The sequence below is a fragment of the Serratia sp. NCCP-200 genome, assembly GCF_059697885.1.
In genome coordinates this window covers 844,967-860,136 of sequence record NZ_BAAKUJ010000002.1, presented here as the reverse complement: position 1 = coordinate 860,136, position 15,170 = coordinate 844,967, and the positions used below count along the sequence as shown (strand labels likewise).

Below are 15,170 nucleotides of genomic sequence, written 5' to 3'. Positions count from 1 at the left end.
CCCTCCGTGCAGATGCAACTATTGATACCCATACAAAAAGTGCATTTAGCCCGCTAATTTGGCATCCTGTCGTTTATGCTCACATTAACATCAATAATCTAAGGCAGCGCAATGACCTCCCAACGTATTCTGGTTCTTGGAGCCAGCGGTTATATTGGCCAACACCTGATCCCCCGTTTGACCGAGCAGGGCCACGAAATCACTGCCGCAGCACGCCGTATAGAATGGTTGGAAGAGCAAAACTGGCCGCACGTAAGCTGCCGCTACGTGGATGTCTATCGCCCAGAAACGCTAACGGCGGCGCTATGGCAGATCGATGCCGTTTACTACCTGATCCACGGTATGGGCGATGGCGACGATTTTATCGAAAAGGAGCGCCAGGCAGCGGAGAACCTGCGCGATGCCTTGCGAGGATCCAACGTTAAACAGGTTATTTTCCTTGGTGCACTGCAACCAGAGGGCAATAGCTCCCCCCACCTCATCGCCCGTAAACTGACCGGCGAAATCCTGCGCCAAAGCGGCATTCCCGTCACCGAATTGCGCGCCAGTATCGTGGTTGGCCCTGGGTCAGCCGCGTTCGAGATTATGCGCGATATGGTCTATAACCTGCCGATCCTGACGCCACCGCGTTGGGTGCGGTCAAAATCGTCCCCGGTCGCACTGGATAACCTGCTCACTTACCTGACCGAGCTACTGCAACATCCGGCGCAGGAAAACCGGATTTTTGACGTGGCCGGGCCGGAGTACATCAGTTACCAAACCCTGTTCGAGCGTTTTATCAAGATCAGCGGCAAAAAGCGCTGGCTGATCCCGGTGCCGCTGCCGACACGCTTTATCTCTGTATGGTTTATCAGCATGATCACCTCTGTGCCAACCTCGATTGCCAGCGCGCTCATTCAGGGGCTGAACCATGACTTACCTGCCGATGGCAAACCGCTGCAAGCCTTGATCCCACAGCCACTACAAACCTTTGATGAGGCCGTGAAGGAGACGCTACGCCGCGAAGACGAGGTGGTCGACTCTGCCGACTGGGGTTACGATCCTGAAGCCCGAGCCCGCTGGCGCCCCGGTTATGGCTTCTACCCCAAACATGCAGGCTGTGAGGTGGATACCCAGGCTTCCAGCGAAGCGCTATGGCACGTCGTGCAGCAGTTGGGCGGCAAAGAGGGATACTTCTACGCCAACATTCTGTGGCAAATCCGCGCCCGCATGGACGATATGATCGGCAACGGCGTCGTTTATGGCCGACCGCAGCGTGACACCCTGGAAATCGGCGATCTGGTCGATGGCTGGAAGGTGATCACCAAGAAGCCATTACGGCAGCTGGCATTGATGTTCGGGATGAAAGCTCCGGGGCTTGGTCGCCTGACCTTCAGCATCAAAGACCTGGGCGATCGCCGCCAACTCGATGTCCGCGCCTGGTGGCATCCTGCCGGTTTCAGCGGGCTGTTATACTGGTTTGTCATGATGCCCGCCCACCTGTTTATTTTCCGTGGCATGGCCAAACGGATTGCCCAATTGGCCGAAGAGTACGATAACCAGCGTCCTCATTAGTCGAATTCTCGATCAACCGCACAGTTTGCTGCTGCGGTTAGGTCCTTTCTCATTGCATAGCGCACAAAATCACGAAAGAATGGCACCTTATTTGCTGGGGCGCGCTAAAACGCCCTCAGCATCCTGATTTTTGGTGAGAACAGAGTGAGTTATGAAGGTATTGGTCACCGGTGCAACCAGTGGGTTAGGCCGTAACGCCGTTGAATATCTCCGCCGCCAAGGCATAAAAGTACGTGCCACCGGGCGCAATCAGGCCATGGGTTGCCTGCTGGAAAAAATGGGTGCCGAATTCATCCATGCCGATCTCACCAACCTGATCTCTTCACAGGCCAAAGCCATGCTGGCGGATGTCGACGTGCTGTGGCACTGCTCCGGTTTCACTTCCCCATGGGGCACGGAAGAAGCCTTCGAACTGGCCAACGTCCGCGCTACCCGCCGTTTGGGGGAATGGGCTGCGGCCTACGGTGTAGAACGGTTCATTCATATTTCTTCGCCGGCGATTTACTTTGATTATCACCATCACCGCAATGTGGATGAAGACTTCCGCCCGATTCGTTATGCCAACGAGTTTGCCCGCAGCAAGGCCGCCGGGGAACAGGTGGTGCAACAGTTGGCGCTGTCTAACCCGCAAACCCATTTCACCATCCTGCGGCCACAGGGGCTATTTGGCCCACACGACAAAATCATGCTGCCGCGCCTGCTGCATATGATCAAAAATTACGGTAGCCTGCTGTTACCGCGTGGCGGGGATGCATTGGTCGATATGACCTATCTGGATAATGCGGTACACGCCATGTGGCTGGCCACCATGAAGGAAGAGACTCCTTCTGGCCGGGCCTACAACATCTCCAACCAGCAGGCCTGCACGCTACGCACCGTGCTGCAACAGCTGATCGATGAGTTGGGCATGAAGTGCCGCATCCGCTCGGTGCCCTACCCGATGCTGGATATGATGGCACGTGGCATGGAAAAACTGGGCAGTAAAAGCGATAAAGAACCCGTGTTGACCCATTACAGCGTCGCCAAGCTCAATTTCGATCTGACGCTGAACACCACTCGCGCACAGCAGGAACTGGGTTATCAACCCGTGGTTTCGCTTGAGGAAGGCATTAGCCGTACCGCTCGCTGGTTGAAAGAGCACGGTAATCTGCACGGGCTATAGAACTACGCTCGTCTGGATAATCAATAGGGTATTACGTTAGCGCATAGCTCCGTATTTGCTTAGCAACGCCTCTATAATCGCCTCGCTTTCTGCATCTGGCTCACCGCGATAATCGCTGGGCCGGAAATGCATCTGAAATGCCGCTACCAAGTTCCGCTGCTGCTTGGCATCCCATGTAGGATCAACGCCATAGCCGTAGCGCGCCAGCTTTTCCAACAGTGATGCCATCGCCACCGGCTCATGCTTATCACGACCTGCCAAGTAACGTTCCACCTCCCGCTCTTCCGGCCAGGCACCAATACCTGCCTGCGCCAGCTGTTGCCATGGGAAGAGAGGGCCAGGATCCTGTTTGCGCTGCGGGGCGATATCGCTATGCCCTACCACGTCCGTCGGTTGCAGCGCGTAACGCTGCACAATATCGCGGCCAAGTTGGATCAGTAACGCAATTTGCTCTGGCGTATAAGGCTGCCAGTCTGTCTCCAGCAAGTTACGCGTAAAGCCCCGGTTGACGATCTCAATACCGATCGAGGTATCGTTCAAATTGGTACGCCCACGCCAGTTGCTGGCCCCGGCATGCCAGGCCCGCAGCGCTTCCGGTACCAGTTGATACGCCACCGGTTTGCCGCCCTGCTCTGAAGGATGCGCAGGCAACAAGTAATGGGCGCTGACGTGCTCGTCCGTCAGCGTTTTTAGCGATGAGTGAAAGTTTTCTGCGGTGTAATGCATCACCAGGAAACGGATACGCTGATCGGCCCCCGGAGCCTGATGCAGGGTTTCCAACTGATAGCTACCGTGATCCACCAATGTGCTGGTGGATTGCTGTTGGCACCCCGTCAAAACTGCAATGGCAGCGATCCACAACCACTTAACCAAAATACGCTCCTTCCTGCTGTGAAATTCCGCCATCAGGATATGACAGGATTTGGCGCAGTCGACTAACTTTCTGTTGCAATTCACAGCTTCCCTGCTCGGCATTTGCCATTTAACTTCCTTGTTATCGCACCGCACTGCCGCACATATTTGACCGTAGGGGCGTCGCATGCTGCGCCCGCTTAGCAGAATTGTGTGCCTGTCGGTAAATGTCAGCGGCTGACTTTTACCGCGGTGCCACTGACGCTGACCATCAGCATGGTGCTATCTTTACCCACGGTTTGATAATCGATATCGATGCCGACTACCGCGTTAGCCCCCAGTTCTTTGGCCTGCTCCTGCATCTCCTGAAAGGCCAGCTGACGTGCCTTGCGCAGCTCTTTCTCGTAGGCACCGGAACGGCCACCAACGATATCACGCACACCAGCAAAAAAATCGCGGAAAATATTGGCACCCAGAATCGCCTCGCCGGTGACAACGCCGCAATATTCGGTGATGGTAAACCCTTCCAGGGTGTGGGTAGTGGACAATTGCATCAAGAACTCCTTATAAAATCAAATCATTGCTGTGGTAGGACAGCTAATTTAAGCGGATGTTCTGTGGCACAATGGCACACAGCACCAATGCAAGGACCAAAAACGCCTTTATACTGTAGGCTAGTCCTGTGGTTTTCGGTCTTCATGGTTGAGAGACTTTTACATAAGGTTATGAGATGAAAACAAAAACACTTGCTGTTGTTTTACCCTTGGCCCTGTTCTTAAGCGCCTGTAGTACCGTCGAACCGGCCTTTAAGGATGTTGGCGTCCGCACTGGCGCCTGCGTGGACGGTGGCCCGGATACGGTAGCCCAGAAATTCTATGACCTGCGCATTCAGCAAGGCCCAAGCACCGCTCTGCCGGACAGCAGCCGTCTGGCACAGTTGCAGCCTTACCTGAGCCAGGTGCTGTATCAGGATCTGGTCAGTGCCGCTCAGCACCCTGGCAAACACACCATCACCGGCGATCTGTTCTCTGGCAATGCCCAGGGGCCAACCAGCGCATCGGTTGCCAGCGCTTCCACCATTCCTAACACCGATGCCAAAAACATCCCGCTGCGTGTACAGCTGACCCACCAGAAAGAGGGTGCCAACGCAATCAACTGGCAGGACGAAGTGCTGATGGTCCGTGAAGGCACCTGCTGGGTGGTTGACGACATCCGCTTCCTCAACATCCCGCCGCATGCCGCCAGCGGTACGCTGCGTCAGGTCCTTGAGAACCAGTAACACCAAAATGGCAACCGGGTGTATCACCTTCCCGGTTGCCAATTACCCCCTCATAAACGCTCAAAATTCCATCATCTTGAGAAAAATAGCTAGCTATCTCACAGAGTGCGCGACAAATCCGCCATTCAGCCAGCGCTCACGGTATCTTCTGCTATTATTTAGTCATTCTGCGACGTACTAATAAATTTTAACTCACAAAGATTGCATAAGTATTCTGTGGAAGTTACCATTCCCGGCATCAATGTCTATTCAATTTCAGCGCATGAGTATTCAACTAAAAGATATCAACTGCTTTTATGGCGCACATCAGGCGCTGTTTAACATTACACTGGATTGCCCTGCCGGCGAGACTCTGGTGCTGCTTGGTCCAAGCGGCGCGGGTAAGAGTTCACTGCTGCGGGTGCTTAACCTGCTGGAAATGCCACGCTCTGGCCACCTGCAAATCGCGGGCAATCAGTTCGACTTTAAACAGTCACCGGGGGAGAAATCCATCCGCGAACTGCGCCAAAATGTGGGCATGGTGTTTCAGCAGTACAATCTCTGGCCACATCTGACCGTGGTGCAAAACCTGATCGAAGCGCCCTGCCGCGTACTTGGCCTGACCAAGGCACAAGCGATGGCGCGTGCCGACAAGTTGCTGACCCGGTTACGCCTGACCGATTTTGCCGACCGTTTCCCACTGCATCTCTCCGGTGGCCAACAACAGCGCGTAGCCATTGCCCGTGCGCTGATGATGGAACCTCAGGTGCTGCTGTTCGATGAACCTACGGCCGCACTGGATCCGGAAATTACCGCGCAGATCGTCAGCATCATTCGCGAGTTGGCGGGCACCGGTATCACTCAGGTGATCGTCACCCATGAAGTTGAAGTCGCGCGTAAAACCGCCAGCCGCGTGGTGTATATGGAAAATGGCCATATCGTCGAACAGGGCGATGCCAGCCACTTTGCACAACCGCAAACCGTAGAGTTTGCCAATTACTTATCACACTAATAGCGATATTTGCTGTTCTCAGGGAGTTTGCGATGAAAAAACTACTAATCGCCGCCGTTCTGGCTGGCATCAGCGTTTCTGCCTCAGCAGCCGAAACTATCCGTTTCGCTACCGAAGCTTCCTACCCTCCGTTCGAATTCGTCGCGGCGGATAACAAGATCCAGGGCTTCGACGTCGATCTGGCCAACGCTCTGTGTAAAGAGATGCAGGCCGAGTGTACCTTTACTAACCAAGGCTTCGACAGCCTGATCCCAAGCCTGAAGTTCAAGCGTTTCGATGCCGTGATGGCCGGTATGGATATCACCCCTGAGCGCGAAAAGCAGGTGCTGTTCAGCAAACCTTACTACGATAACTCGGCCCTGTTTATTGCCGAGAAAGGCAAAGTGGCCGACGTGGCCGCGCTGAAAGGCAAACGCGTTGGCGTGCAAAACGGCACCACGCACCAGAAATTCCTGACCGATAAACACCCGGAAATCACCACCGTGGGCTACGACAGCTACCAGAATGCCATTCTGGATCTGAAAAATGGCCGTGTTGATGCGGTGTTCGGCGATACCGCCGTGGTTAACGAGTGGCTGAAAGAAAACGCTGCGCTGACCGCCGTGGGCGATAAAGTGACCGATAAAGACTACTTCGGTAGCGGTCTGGGCATTGCCATGCGCCTGCAAAATACCGAGCTGCAGGGCAAATTCAACGCCGCCCTGGATAAAATCAAGCAGGATGGGACTTACGAAACCATCTACAAAAAATGGTTCCAGCAGTAATCATCATCCATGAATGAAATCCAACCTTTAGCTAGCGCCGCCGGGATGACCGTCGGCCTTGCCGTTTGTGCCCTGGTCCTCGGCCTGATCCTGGCGATGCTGTTTGCCGTCTGGGAGTCATCCCGCTGGAAAGCGGTCAGTTGGCTCGGCACTGCCTGGGTGACCCTGCTGCGCGGCTTGCCAGAAATTCTGGTGGTGCTGTTTATCTACTTCGGCTCTTCACAGCTGCTGATGATGCTGTCCGACGGCTTCGTCCTGAACTTAGGCCTGTTCCAGTTACCGGTGCAGCTGTCCATCGACAATTTCGAAGTCAGCCCGTTCCTGTGCGGCGTTATCGCCCTGGCCCTGCTCTATTCTGCCTACGCGTCGCAAACACTGCGTGGGGCACTGAAAGCAGTGCCACTGGGCCAGTGGGAATCCGGCCAGGCTCTGGGGCTAAGCAAGACGGCTATCTTCTTCCGCTTGATCATGCCGCAAATGTGGCGTCACGCGCTGCCGGGGCTGGGCAACCAGTGGCTGGTACTGCTGAAAGATACCGCGCTGGTGTCGTTGATCAGCGTTAACGATTTGATGTTGCAGACCAAAAGCATTGCTACCCGCACCCAGGAGCCGTTTACCTGGTATGTGATTGCGGCAGCAATCTATTTGGTTATCACCCTGCTGAGCCAGTACATCCTTAAACGGATCGAGCTGCGCACCACACGTTTTGAGCGGGGGCCAGCCTGATGCTTGAGTTCATCCCCGAAATCCTCAAAGGCTTGCATACCAGCCTGTCGCTGACGATCGTCGCACTGATTGTTGCCTTGCTGATGTCGCTAGTGCTGACGGTGATCCTGACGTTAAAAACTCCGGTACTGACGCAGTTGGTGAAGGTCTACATTACGTTGTTCACCGGTACGCCGTTGCTGGTACAGATCTTCCTGATTTACTACGGCCCTGGCCAGTTCCCGGCGATCCGTGAATATCCCTGGTTGTGGAACCTGCTGTCGCAACCTTGGCTCTGCGCGATGATTGCATTGGCGCTGAACAGTGCGGCCTACACTACCCTGCTGTTCCATGGGGCGGTACGCGCTATCCCGGCGGGCCAGTGGCAATCCTGTGAAGCGCTGGGCATGTCACGCCAGCAAACGCTGCGTATTCTGCTGCCGTATGCCTTCAAACGTGCCTTGTCATCCTACTCTAACGAAGTGGTTCTGGTGTTCAAGAGTACCTCGCTTGCCTATACCATTACCCTGATGGAAGTGATGGGTTACAGCCAACTGATGTATGGCCGGACTTATGACGTGATGGTCTTCGGTGCCGCTGGTGTTGTGTACCTGTGCGTGAATGGCCTGCTGACGTTATTGATGCGTTTGGTTGAACGCCGCGCATTGGCTTTTGAACGTCGTAATTGAGTCAAGCCTCGCTGAACCAGCCCTGCCTTGCGCAGGGCTTTTTTATGGCTGAAAATAATTTTATAGTCATTTATATTGCATAGTCATTCACTAAATGGCATTGTTATCGGCATAGCCACTCACAACGCCCCAAAGGCATTGTCAGATAAAAAGGTGGCGAGACAACAATCAAATTTACGACAGGAGCCGTACCGATGAAAAAGCTGTTACTTGCCGCCACCCTTCTCGCCGGGATCACCTTTAACGCAGCCGCCGCTGACACCATCCGTTTCGCCTCTTCAGCGACCTACCCGCCGTTTGAATCTCTGGATGCCAATAACCAGATCGTCGGTTTTGATATCGATTTGGCCAAGGCCTTGTGCAAGCAGATGCAGGCCGACTGCACCTTTACCAACCAGGCCTTTGACAGCCTGATCGCCGCGCTGAAATTTAAAAAATATGACGCGGTGATTTCCGGTATGGACATAACTCCGGAGCGTAGCAAGCAGGTAACCTTTACCCAGCCCTATTATGCCAACTCGGCTATCGTCATTGCTCAGAAAGGCAAGTTCACTACGCTGGCGGATTTGAAAGGCAAAAAGCTGGGGATGGAAAACGGCACCACGCATCAAAAATACATGCAGGACAAGCACCCGGAAATCAATACCGTGTCTTATGACAGCTACCAAAACGCCGTGCTGGAGCTGAAGAATGGCCGTATCGATGGCGTGTTCGGTGACACTGCGGTGGTTAATGAGTGGCTGAAGAATAATCCGGAACTGGCCGCCGTAGGCGAGCACGTAACCGATGCGCAGTACTTTGGCACTGGCCTGGGCATTGCCGTACGCCCGGACAATCAGGCACTACTGACCAAGCTGAATGCTGCGCTGGACGCGATCAAGGCGGATGGGACCTACAAGGCGATAAACGATAAGTGGTTCCCGCAGTAAGCCCCTCACCCCAACCCTCTCCCACAGGGAGAGGGAGCTGATAGCCCCTGCTCTTTTGCAAGTAAAGAACTCATCTCAGCAAACTCGATCGTCCCCTCATTCAAGGCAAGTCACTACAATTTGAAACACACTCGATCGGTCCCTTCTCCTTTTGGGTTATGTCCCCAGTCTGTACACTCCCACAAGGAGAGGGAGCTGATAGACCCCTGCTCTTTTGCAAGTAAAGAGCTCATCTCAGCAAACTCGATCGTCCCCTCATTCAAGGCAAGTCACTACAATTTGAAACACACTTGATCGGTCCCTTCTCCTTTTGGGTTATGTCCCCAGTCTGTACACTCCCACAAGGAGAGGGAGCTGATAGACCCCTGCTCTTTTGCAAGTAAAGAGCTCATCTCAGCAAACTCGATCGTCCCCTCATTCAAGGCAAGTCACTACAATTTGAAACACACTCGATCGGTCCCCTCTCCCTGTGGGAGAGGGCTAGGGTGAGGGGCCATTATTTCCGTACCAGTAGCGTCAACACTTCGTAATGGGCAGTATGCGGGAACATATCAAATAGCTGCACGCGCTCAACGCGGTAATCCGGCAGCATCGCCAAATCCTTCGCCATACTTAACGCATTACAGCTGGAATAAAGAATATAACCCGGCGCCATGCGGTTGAGATAATCACACAGCTCGTTGCCAATCCCCCGGCGCGGCGGGTTCACCAAGACCAACTCAGGAACCTCTCCCTCGGCGGTAGCAAATCGGGTCGAATCCAGCGCCTGGAAATCCACCTGCTGCAAGCCGAGGGTTTGCGCGGATTGTTTGGCACAGGCTATCGCCTCGGCGCTGATTTCAATGCCGGTCAGCCTGGTTTGCGGCTGTGCGCAATGCAACCCGAAGCCGCCAACGCCACAGAACAGATCCCACATGCTGGCGATACCTAGCGCCCGTACCCAATCCCGTGCGGTGGCATACAGCTGGCTGGCCACCTGCGGATTGGTTTGAAAAAAGCTCTGCGGGCGAATGTATAACGGCACCTGGTTGAACCGCTCTTCCAACGCCTGCTGTTCGGTCAGCGGGATTTCATGCTCGCCTTCCATGATCGCCATGTGCACGGGCTGAATATTGGCGGAGATCACCTTCAACTCCGGCAACTGCTGCTGTAACCACGGCAAGGCCGCACGCAGTTGCGCCAGCTTGCTTTCGGAACGCAGCACAAAGCGCAGCATCAGGCCGCCGTTGAAGGTGCTTTCCGTCAGTAGTAAATATTTCAGCTCGCCACGTTTGCGCGCCACGTTATAAGGTGTTAACCCAGCGCGGGGGATAAAGTCTTTTAATGCCGCGAAAATTGGAGCAAAGCTGACCGGATACAACGGGCAATCACACAGGTCTACCGGCGTGCCATCACGGTGCAACATGCCAAGCAACGGCCGCTCAACGCTACCGCTGACCACCATTTTCGCCTTGTTGCGAAATGCACTTTCTTCACCCGTCACCGGTTCTAACCACTGCGCGACATCGCGATCCGCCAGCAAGGATTGCAGATGATGTTGTTTTTCTTCCAGTTGCTGGGGATAAGGCTTTTCCAGCCACTGACAGGAACGGCAGGTGCCCGCCGAGTACAAAGCGCAATGCATGAATATTAACCGTTAACTCAGGATGACCAATGAGGGCGCAGATTGTACCACCCAACGCGGATAAAAACTTACTTACCAGGCAGTAGAAGATAAAACGCCGCCCGGTCAGGCGGCGCTTGAAGCTCAATTAATCGTTAACAGCATCAGCCACGAGCGGCCCTTTGCAGTTCACGCGCGCGCTGTTTTTCCGCCCGCGCCATAAACCACCAGGCAATAAACCCGATGATCCCCACCACCAGCAGGATCAGCGTTGCCAAGGCGTTGATCTCCGGGTTAACCCCCATACGCACGCTGGAGAATACCAGCATTGGCAAGGTGGTAGCCCCAGGCCCGGCCACGAAGCTGGCAATCACCAGATCGTCCAACGAGAGAGTAAACGCCAGCATCCAGCCCGAGATCAGCGCCGGGGCAATCATCGGCAAGGTGATCACGGAAAACACTTTCAGCGGTGTAGCACCCAGATCCATCGCTGCCTCTTCTATTGAACGATCCAGCTCACGTAAGCGCGAACTGATAACGACCGACACATAGGCAGTACAGAAAGTGACGTGCGCCAACCAGATGGTGAACATCCCGCGCTCAGAAGGCCAACCAAAGGTATGCCCCATCGCCACAAACAGCAGCAGCAGCGACAAACCGGTGATCACGTCTGGCATAACCAGCGGTGCGGTGAGCATAAAGGCAAACCCGGTCGAACCCCGGAAACGCCCAAAGCGCACCATCACCATCGCGGCAATGGTGCCGAGGATCACCGCCGCCGTGGCGGAAGCCGCCGCAATGGTCAAACTCAGGCCAACCGCGCTGATCATCGCCGAATCGTGGAACAATTCGATATACCAGCGGAAAGACCAACCCGCCCATACAGTAACGAGCTTGGAGCTGTTGAACGAGTAGATCACCAGCATCAGCATCGGTGCGTACAGGAAGGTGAAACCAACCACCAGAATCGCTATGCGCCACGGTGAGCGCACTACCGGTAAGTTATTCATCCCTGCCCTCCCATTTCCTTGTTCTGGTGCTTGTGGAACCAGAGAATAGGTACAATCAGCAACAGCAGCATCACGGTAGCAACCGCCGAGGCGACCGGCCAGTCACGGTTATTGAAGAACTCCTGCCAGAGCACCCGGCCAATCATGATGCTGTCTGGCCCGCCGAGCAGTTCCGGGATCACAAACTCCCCCACCGCCGGGATAAACACCAGCATCGAGCCGGCAATAATACCGCCACGGGTTAACGGCATGATCACGCTGAAGAAGGTTTTCAACGGCTTGGCCCCCAGATCCAGCGAGGCTTCAACCAACGAGTAATCAAGGCGCGTCAGCGCGGTATAAATTGGCAAAACCATAAACGGCAGATAGGAATAAACGATGCCGATATACACCGCCAGATTGGTATGCAAGATCACCAGCGGCTGATCGATCACCCCCAACCACATCAGGAAGTTGTTCAACACCCCGTTGTTCTTCAGTATCCCCATCCAGGCATACACGCGGATCAGGAATGACGTCCAGGAAGGCAGGATCACCAACAGCAGCAGAATGTTACGGGTCGACGGCTTACTGTGCGCCACCGCCCACGCCAGCGGATAGCCGATCACCAGACAGCACAGCGTTGAAACCGCCGCGATCTGCAAGGATTGCAGATAGGCATCGATGTACAGCGGGTCATCGGTCAGTTGCAGGTAGTTGGCAAAATTCAGCGCAATATCGAGTTTGCCGTCTGCCCAACTCATCAGATCGGTATAAGGCGGTACCGCCAAAGCCAGCTCAGACAGACTGATCTTGAACACGATCAGGAACGGCAGCATAAACAGTAGCAGCAACCACAGCAGCGGCAGCGCGATCACCAGTTTGCGGCCATGGGCCATCTGCAAACGTTGGATAAACGCCTTAATCGGGCCGGGTACTCTTGCCGGAGGCTCCGGCGAACGTTCAGAAAGCAATGTCATGATAGTTACTCCTTACTTTCTCAACTACACCGTCAGAACCACACAGCTGTCGGTGTCCCAACACAGGCGCACTTCATCACCCCAGGTCGGCATGCCTTTGCGGAAGCGATGGCCGTTCTGCAACTGCGCACTGATCATCTGCCCGCTAAGCAATTTCACGTGGTAGATCGACAGATCGCCTAGATAGGCGATGTTCACTACCTCACCCACCGCAAAGTTGCAGCCGTCTTCCGGCACTTCCTCACACAGCATGATCTTTTCCGGGCGCAGAGCGACCTGGATAGGCACACCGTCTACCACCGATGAATCAGGATCAACCTTAAGCGCATGCCGTAAACCCGGACTTTGCAGGATCAATGCATCGTCCCGCCGCTCCTGCAGCACGCAATCGAACACGTTGACCGAACCGATAAACTCGGCGCTGAAACGACTGTTCGGGTGCTCGTAGATCTCTTCCGGCTCACCGATTTGCACAAACTTGCCGCGGTTCATGATGGCAATACGGCCAGCCATGGTCATCGCTTCTTCCTGATCGTGGGTGACCATGACGCAGGTCGCGCCCACGCGCTCCAGGATATCGACCACTTCCAACTGCATGCGATCGCGCAGTTTTTTATCCAGCGCGCCCATCGGTTCGTCCAGGAGCAACAGCTTTGGTCGTTTTGCCAAACTACGTGCCAGTGCCACACGCTGGCGTTGTCCGCCGGAGAGCTGGTGCGGCTTACGCTTGGCGTATTCCTGCATATGCACTAGCGTAAGCATTTCGGTGACGCGCTCGTTAATTTCCGCGCGCGGCATTTTGTCCTGCTTGAGGCCAAACGCGATGTTCTGCTCCACGGTCATATGGGGGAACAGCGCATAAGACTGGAACATCATATTGACCGGGCGCTGGTATGGCGGCACGTGGGACATGTCCTGACCGTCGAGGACAATTTGCCCTTCCGTCGGCTGTTCAAAACCGGCCAACATGCGCAGCAACGTCGATTTTCCACAGCCAGAAGGCCCCAACAGCGCAAAGATTTCGCCCTTGTAGATCGTCAGGCTGACGTCTTCTACCGCATTCTGGCCGTCAAAGGTTTTGGTGAGGTTACGGATTTCCAGCAGAGGGGTGAAAACCTTCTGCGATTTGGCTAGCGGACGAGGGATAACGTCGTTCAATCGGGGTGCTCTCCGGCTAAAGCAGTACGAACAACCACAGCAATTGCCATGGCCCAAAATGGCAATGCAGGCGGGTTAACCCCGCCTGCCGATCATCAGAATCGGGTATTTACTTCCCGCTTTTAACTTTAGTCCATGCCCGCGTAACTACACGGTCAAGTTTTGGCGACTGTACGTTCAGCGTATACAGTTTGGCACGAATATCTGCCGGTGGGTAAACGTTCGGGTTATCACGCACCTCGGCATTCACCAGTAGCGTGGCGTCTTTTACCGCGTTGGCATAAAACACGTGGTTGCTGATGTCCGCGATCACCTCTGGCTTGAGCAGGAAGTTCAGGAACTGGTAGGCCGCATCTTTGTTTTTGGCATCGGCTGGCATCGCAAACATGTCAAAGTAGGTCAGCGCCCCTTCTTTTGGAATGGAGTAGGCCACATTGACGCCGTTTTTGGCTTCCTTGGCACGGTTGGCAGCCTGCATGATATCGCCAGACCAGCCAATGGCCACGCAAATATCCCCGTTAGCCAGATCGTTGATGTACTGGGACGAGTGGAAATAGCGGATATTCGGGCGCAGCTTCATCAAGAGATCGTTGGCCGCACCGGTGTAATCTTCCGCACTGGTGCTGTTAGGATCTTTGCCCAGATAGTGCAAAACGGTGGCATAGACTTCGCTTGGCGCATCCAGGAAGGAGACACCACAGCTTTTCAGCTTCTCCAGGTTTTCTGGCTTGAGGATCAGATCCCAGCTATCGACCGGGGCATCTTTACCCAGCACCGCTTTGACCTTATCGACGTTATAGCCAATGCCGGTGGTCACCATCATGTAAGGGATACCGTACTTGTTCTCCTTGTCGTTATGCGCAACCAGTTGCAGCATCTCGGGATCAAGGTTTTTGTAATTAGGTATCTTGCTCTTGTCCAGCGCTTCAAAAATACCGGCTTTGGACTGGCGCTCAAGGAAGTTGGAGGAAGGAACCACCAAGTCATAACCGGTGCTGCCCGCCATCAGTTTGCCTTCCAGAACCTCGTTGGAATCAAAGACGTCATACACCACTTTGATGCCGGTTTCTTTCTGGAATTTGGCCAGGGTATCCGGCGCAATGTAGTCGGACCAATTGTAGATGTGCAGCGTATTGTCTGCGGCCGACGCGGTGAAGCAAGCCGTCATCAGCAAGCCGCCAACCACACCCGATAACCACTTTTTACGTTGGGTGACCATCCGTAACTTCCTCCAAAACAAGGGGTAAATTTGTATCCTGAAAGGATACAACGCCTTTGATTAGCCGAGCGCAATCGTTGCGATCGCGAGTGAATAGCTATGCAGTTGATTGCATGCGATTTTCTCACCTGCCAGCCCACGGGGTCACAAACAGGAGCGTGAGCCTTTAGCAAGATCAGCAGCATAACCGGAGTTGCCAGACGGTGCCAGCCTCCAGGGTAAAAAACGCCGTTTATCGATTAATTATGCACGGGGTCTGTATGTGATGCGGCAATAACAGCCTAAAAGACGAGAAA

Annotated in this window: 15 protein-coding genes; 8 read left to right on the top strand and 7 right to left on the bottom strand. The window is 54.4% G+C overall.

Annotated features, from left to right (window positions below):
• The first annotated feature begins 111 nt into the window (after positions 1-111).
• A complete protein-coding gene (locus AC6HVW_RS09315) occupies positions 112-1,554 on the top strand; it encodes a DUF2867 domain-containing protein (protein ID WP_059200370.1) in 1,443 nt (480 codons plus the stop codon).
• 151 nt (positions 1,555-1,705) lie between these two features.
• On the top strand, positions 1,706-2,716 hold the full coding sequence (locus tag AC6HVW_RS09310; protein WP_497569360.1) for a 3-beta-hydroxysteroid dehydrogenase: 1,011 nt from the start codon (positions 1,706-1,708) through the stop codon (positions 2,714-2,716).
• A 36-nt stretch (positions 2,717-2,752) separates the two neighbouring features.
• Here AC6HVW_RS09310 and AC6HVW_RS09305 read toward each other — a convergent pair whose 3' ends face one another.
• Both AC6HVW_RS09305 and AC6HVW_RS09300 read right to left on the bottom strand, forming a co-directional pair.
• Positions 2,753-3,589, bottom strand: coding sequence for an N-acetylmuramoyl-L-alanine amidase (locus AC6HVW_RS09305; protein ID WP_071680768.1), 837 nt, complete (start codon positions 3,587-3,589; stop codon positions 2,753-2,755).
• Between the two features lie 209 nt (positions 3,590-3,798).
• On the bottom strand, positions 3,799-4,122 hold the full coding sequence (locus AC6HVW_RS09300) for a heavy metal-binding domain-containing protein (protein WP_021804966.1): 324 nt from the start codon (positions 4,120-4,122) through the stop codon (positions 3,799-3,801).
• Between the two features lie 176 nt (positions 4,123-4,298).
• Here AC6HVW_RS09300 and AC6HVW_RS09295 point away from each other — a divergent pair, with 176 nt between their 5' ends.
• From AC6HVW_RS09295 to AC6HVW_RS09270, 6 genes are all read left to right on the top strand, one after another.
• Entirely contained in the window at positions 4,299-4,847 is a 549-nt protein-coding gene (locus AC6HVW_RS09295) for a lipoprotein (RefSeq protein ID WP_497569359.1), read from the top strand.
• Positions 4,848-5,109: 262 nt separating this feature from the next.
• On the top strand, positions 5,110-5,838 hold the full coding sequence (gene artP, locus AC6HVW_RS09290; protein ID WP_094982923.1) for an arginine ABC transporter ATP-binding protein ArtP: 729 nt from the start codon (positions 5,110-5,112) through the stop codon (positions 5,836-5,838).
• 32 nt (positions 5,839-5,870) lie between these two features.
• A complete protein-coding gene (gene artJ / locus AC6HVW_RS09285) occupies positions 5,871-6,602 on the top strand; it encodes an arginine ABC transporter substrate-binding protein (protein WP_021804969.1) in 732 nt (243 codons plus the stop codon).
• A 9-nt stretch (positions 6,603-6,611) separates the two neighbouring features.
• Positions 6,612-7,328: an arginine ABC transporter permease ArtQ gene (artQ, locus tag AC6HVW_RS09280; RefSeq protein ID WP_071680770.1), complete on the top strand. Its 717-nt coding sequence runs from the start codon at positions 6,612-6,614 to the stop codon at positions 7,326-7,328.
• Complete coding sequence (artM, locus tag AC6HVW_RS09275; RefSeq protein WP_071680771.1) at positions 7,328-7,996, top strand: arginine ABC transporter permease ArtM; 669 nt, start codon at positions 7,328-7,330, stop codon at positions 7,994-7,996. The genes artQ and artM overlap by 1 nt, the downstream gene beginning before the upstream one ends.
• Before the next feature lie 194 nt (positions 7,997-8,190).
• A complete protein-coding gene (locus AC6HVW_RS09270) occupies positions 8,191-8,925 on the top strand; it encodes an arginine ABC transporter substrate-binding protein (protein ID WP_071680772.1) in 735 nt (244 codons plus the stop codon).
• 496 nt (positions 8,926-9,421) lie between these two features.
• Here AC6HVW_RS09270 and rlmC read toward each other — a convergent pair whose 3' ends face one another.
• From rlmC to potF, 5 genes are all read right to left on the bottom strand, one after another.
• Positions 9,422-10,549: a 23S rRNA (uracil(747)-C(5))-methyltransferase RlmC gene (gene rlmC, locus AC6HVW_RS09265; protein WP_186486626.1), complete on the bottom strand. Its 1,128-nt coding sequence runs from the start codon at positions 10,547-10,549 to the stop codon at positions 9,422-9,424.
• 143 nt (positions 10,550-10,692) lie between these two features.
• Positions 10,693-11,538, bottom strand: coding sequence for a putrescine ABC transporter permease PotI (gene potI / locus AC6HVW_RS09260; protein WP_021804974.1), 846 nt, complete (start codon positions 11,536-11,538; stop codon positions 10,693-10,695).
• Positions 11,535-12,497: a putrescine ABC transporter permease PotH gene (gene potH, locus AC6HVW_RS09255; protein ID WP_021804975.1), complete on the bottom strand. Its 963-nt coding sequence runs from the start codon at positions 12,495-12,497 to the stop codon at positions 11,535-11,537. The genes potI and potH overlap by 4 nt, the downstream gene beginning before the upstream one ends.
• Before the next feature lie 24 nt (positions 12,498-12,521).
• Positions 12,522-13,655: a putrescine ABC transporter ATP-binding subunit PotG gene (gene potG, locus AC6HVW_RS09250; RefSeq protein ID WP_021804976.1), complete on the bottom strand. Its 1,134-nt coding sequence runs from the start codon at positions 13,653-13,655 to the stop codon at positions 12,522-12,524.
• Positions 13,656-13,764: 109 nt separating this feature from the next.
• The gene (potF, locus tag AC6HVW_RS09245) at positions 13,765-14,874 is read right to left on the bottom strand and encodes a spermidine/putrescine ABC transporter substrate-binding protein PotF (protein WP_071680774.1); all 1,110 of its coding nucleotides are present in this window, start codon (positions 14,872-14,874) and stop codon (positions 13,765-13,767) included.
• Between the last annotated feature and the right edge of the window lie 296 nt (positions 14,875-15,170).

Coding starts and splice junctions, on each gene's coding strand:
- artQ (WP_071680770.1), top strand. CDS start 6,612: ATGAATGAAATCCAACCTTTAGCTAGCGCCGCCGGGATGACCGTCGGC.
- AC6HVW_RS09300 (WP_021804966.1), bottom strand. CDS start 4,122: ATGCAATTGTCCACTACCCACACCCTGGAAGGGTTTACCATCACCGAA.
- potI (WP_021804974.1), bottom strand. CDS start 11,538: ATGAATAACTTACCGGTAGTGCGCTCACCGTGGCGCATAGCGATTCTG.
- artJ (WP_021804969.1), top strand. CDS start 5,871: ATGAAAAAACTACTAATCGCCGCCGTTCTGGCTGGCATCAGCGTTTCT.
- AC6HVW_RS09295 (WP_497569359.1), top strand. CDS start 4,299: ATGAAAACAAAAACACTTGCTGTTGTTTTACCCTTGGCCCTGTTCTTA.
- potH (WP_021804975.1), bottom strand. CDS start 12,497: ATGACATTGCTTTCTGAACGTTCGCCGGAGCCTCCGGCAAGAGTACCC.
- rlmC (WP_186486626.1), bottom strand. CDS start 10,549: ATGCATTGCGCTTTGTACTCGGCGGGCACCTGCCGTTCCTGTCAGTGG.
- AC6HVW_RS09310 (WP_497569360.1), top strand. CDS start 1,706: ATGAAGGTATTGGTCACCGGTGCAACCAGTGGGTTAGGCCGTAACGCC.
- potF (WP_071680774.1), bottom strand. CDS start 14,874: ATGGTCACCCAACGTAAAAAGTGGTTATCGGGTGTGGTTGGCGGCTTG.
- AC6HVW_RS09270 (WP_071680772.1), top strand. CDS start 8,191: ATGAAAAAGCTGTTACTTGCCGCCACCCTTCTCGCCGGGATCACCTTT.
- artP (WP_094982923.1), top strand. CDS start 5,110: ATGAGTATTCAACTAAAAGATATCAACTGCTTTTATGGCGCACATCAG.
- artM (WP_071680771.1), top strand. CDS start 7,328: ATGCTTGAGTTCATCCCCGAAATCCTCAAAGGCTTGCATACCAGCCTG.
- AC6HVW_RS09315 (WP_059200370.1), top strand. CDS start 112: ATGACCTCCCAACGTATTCTGGTTCTTGGAGCCAGCGGTTATATTGGC.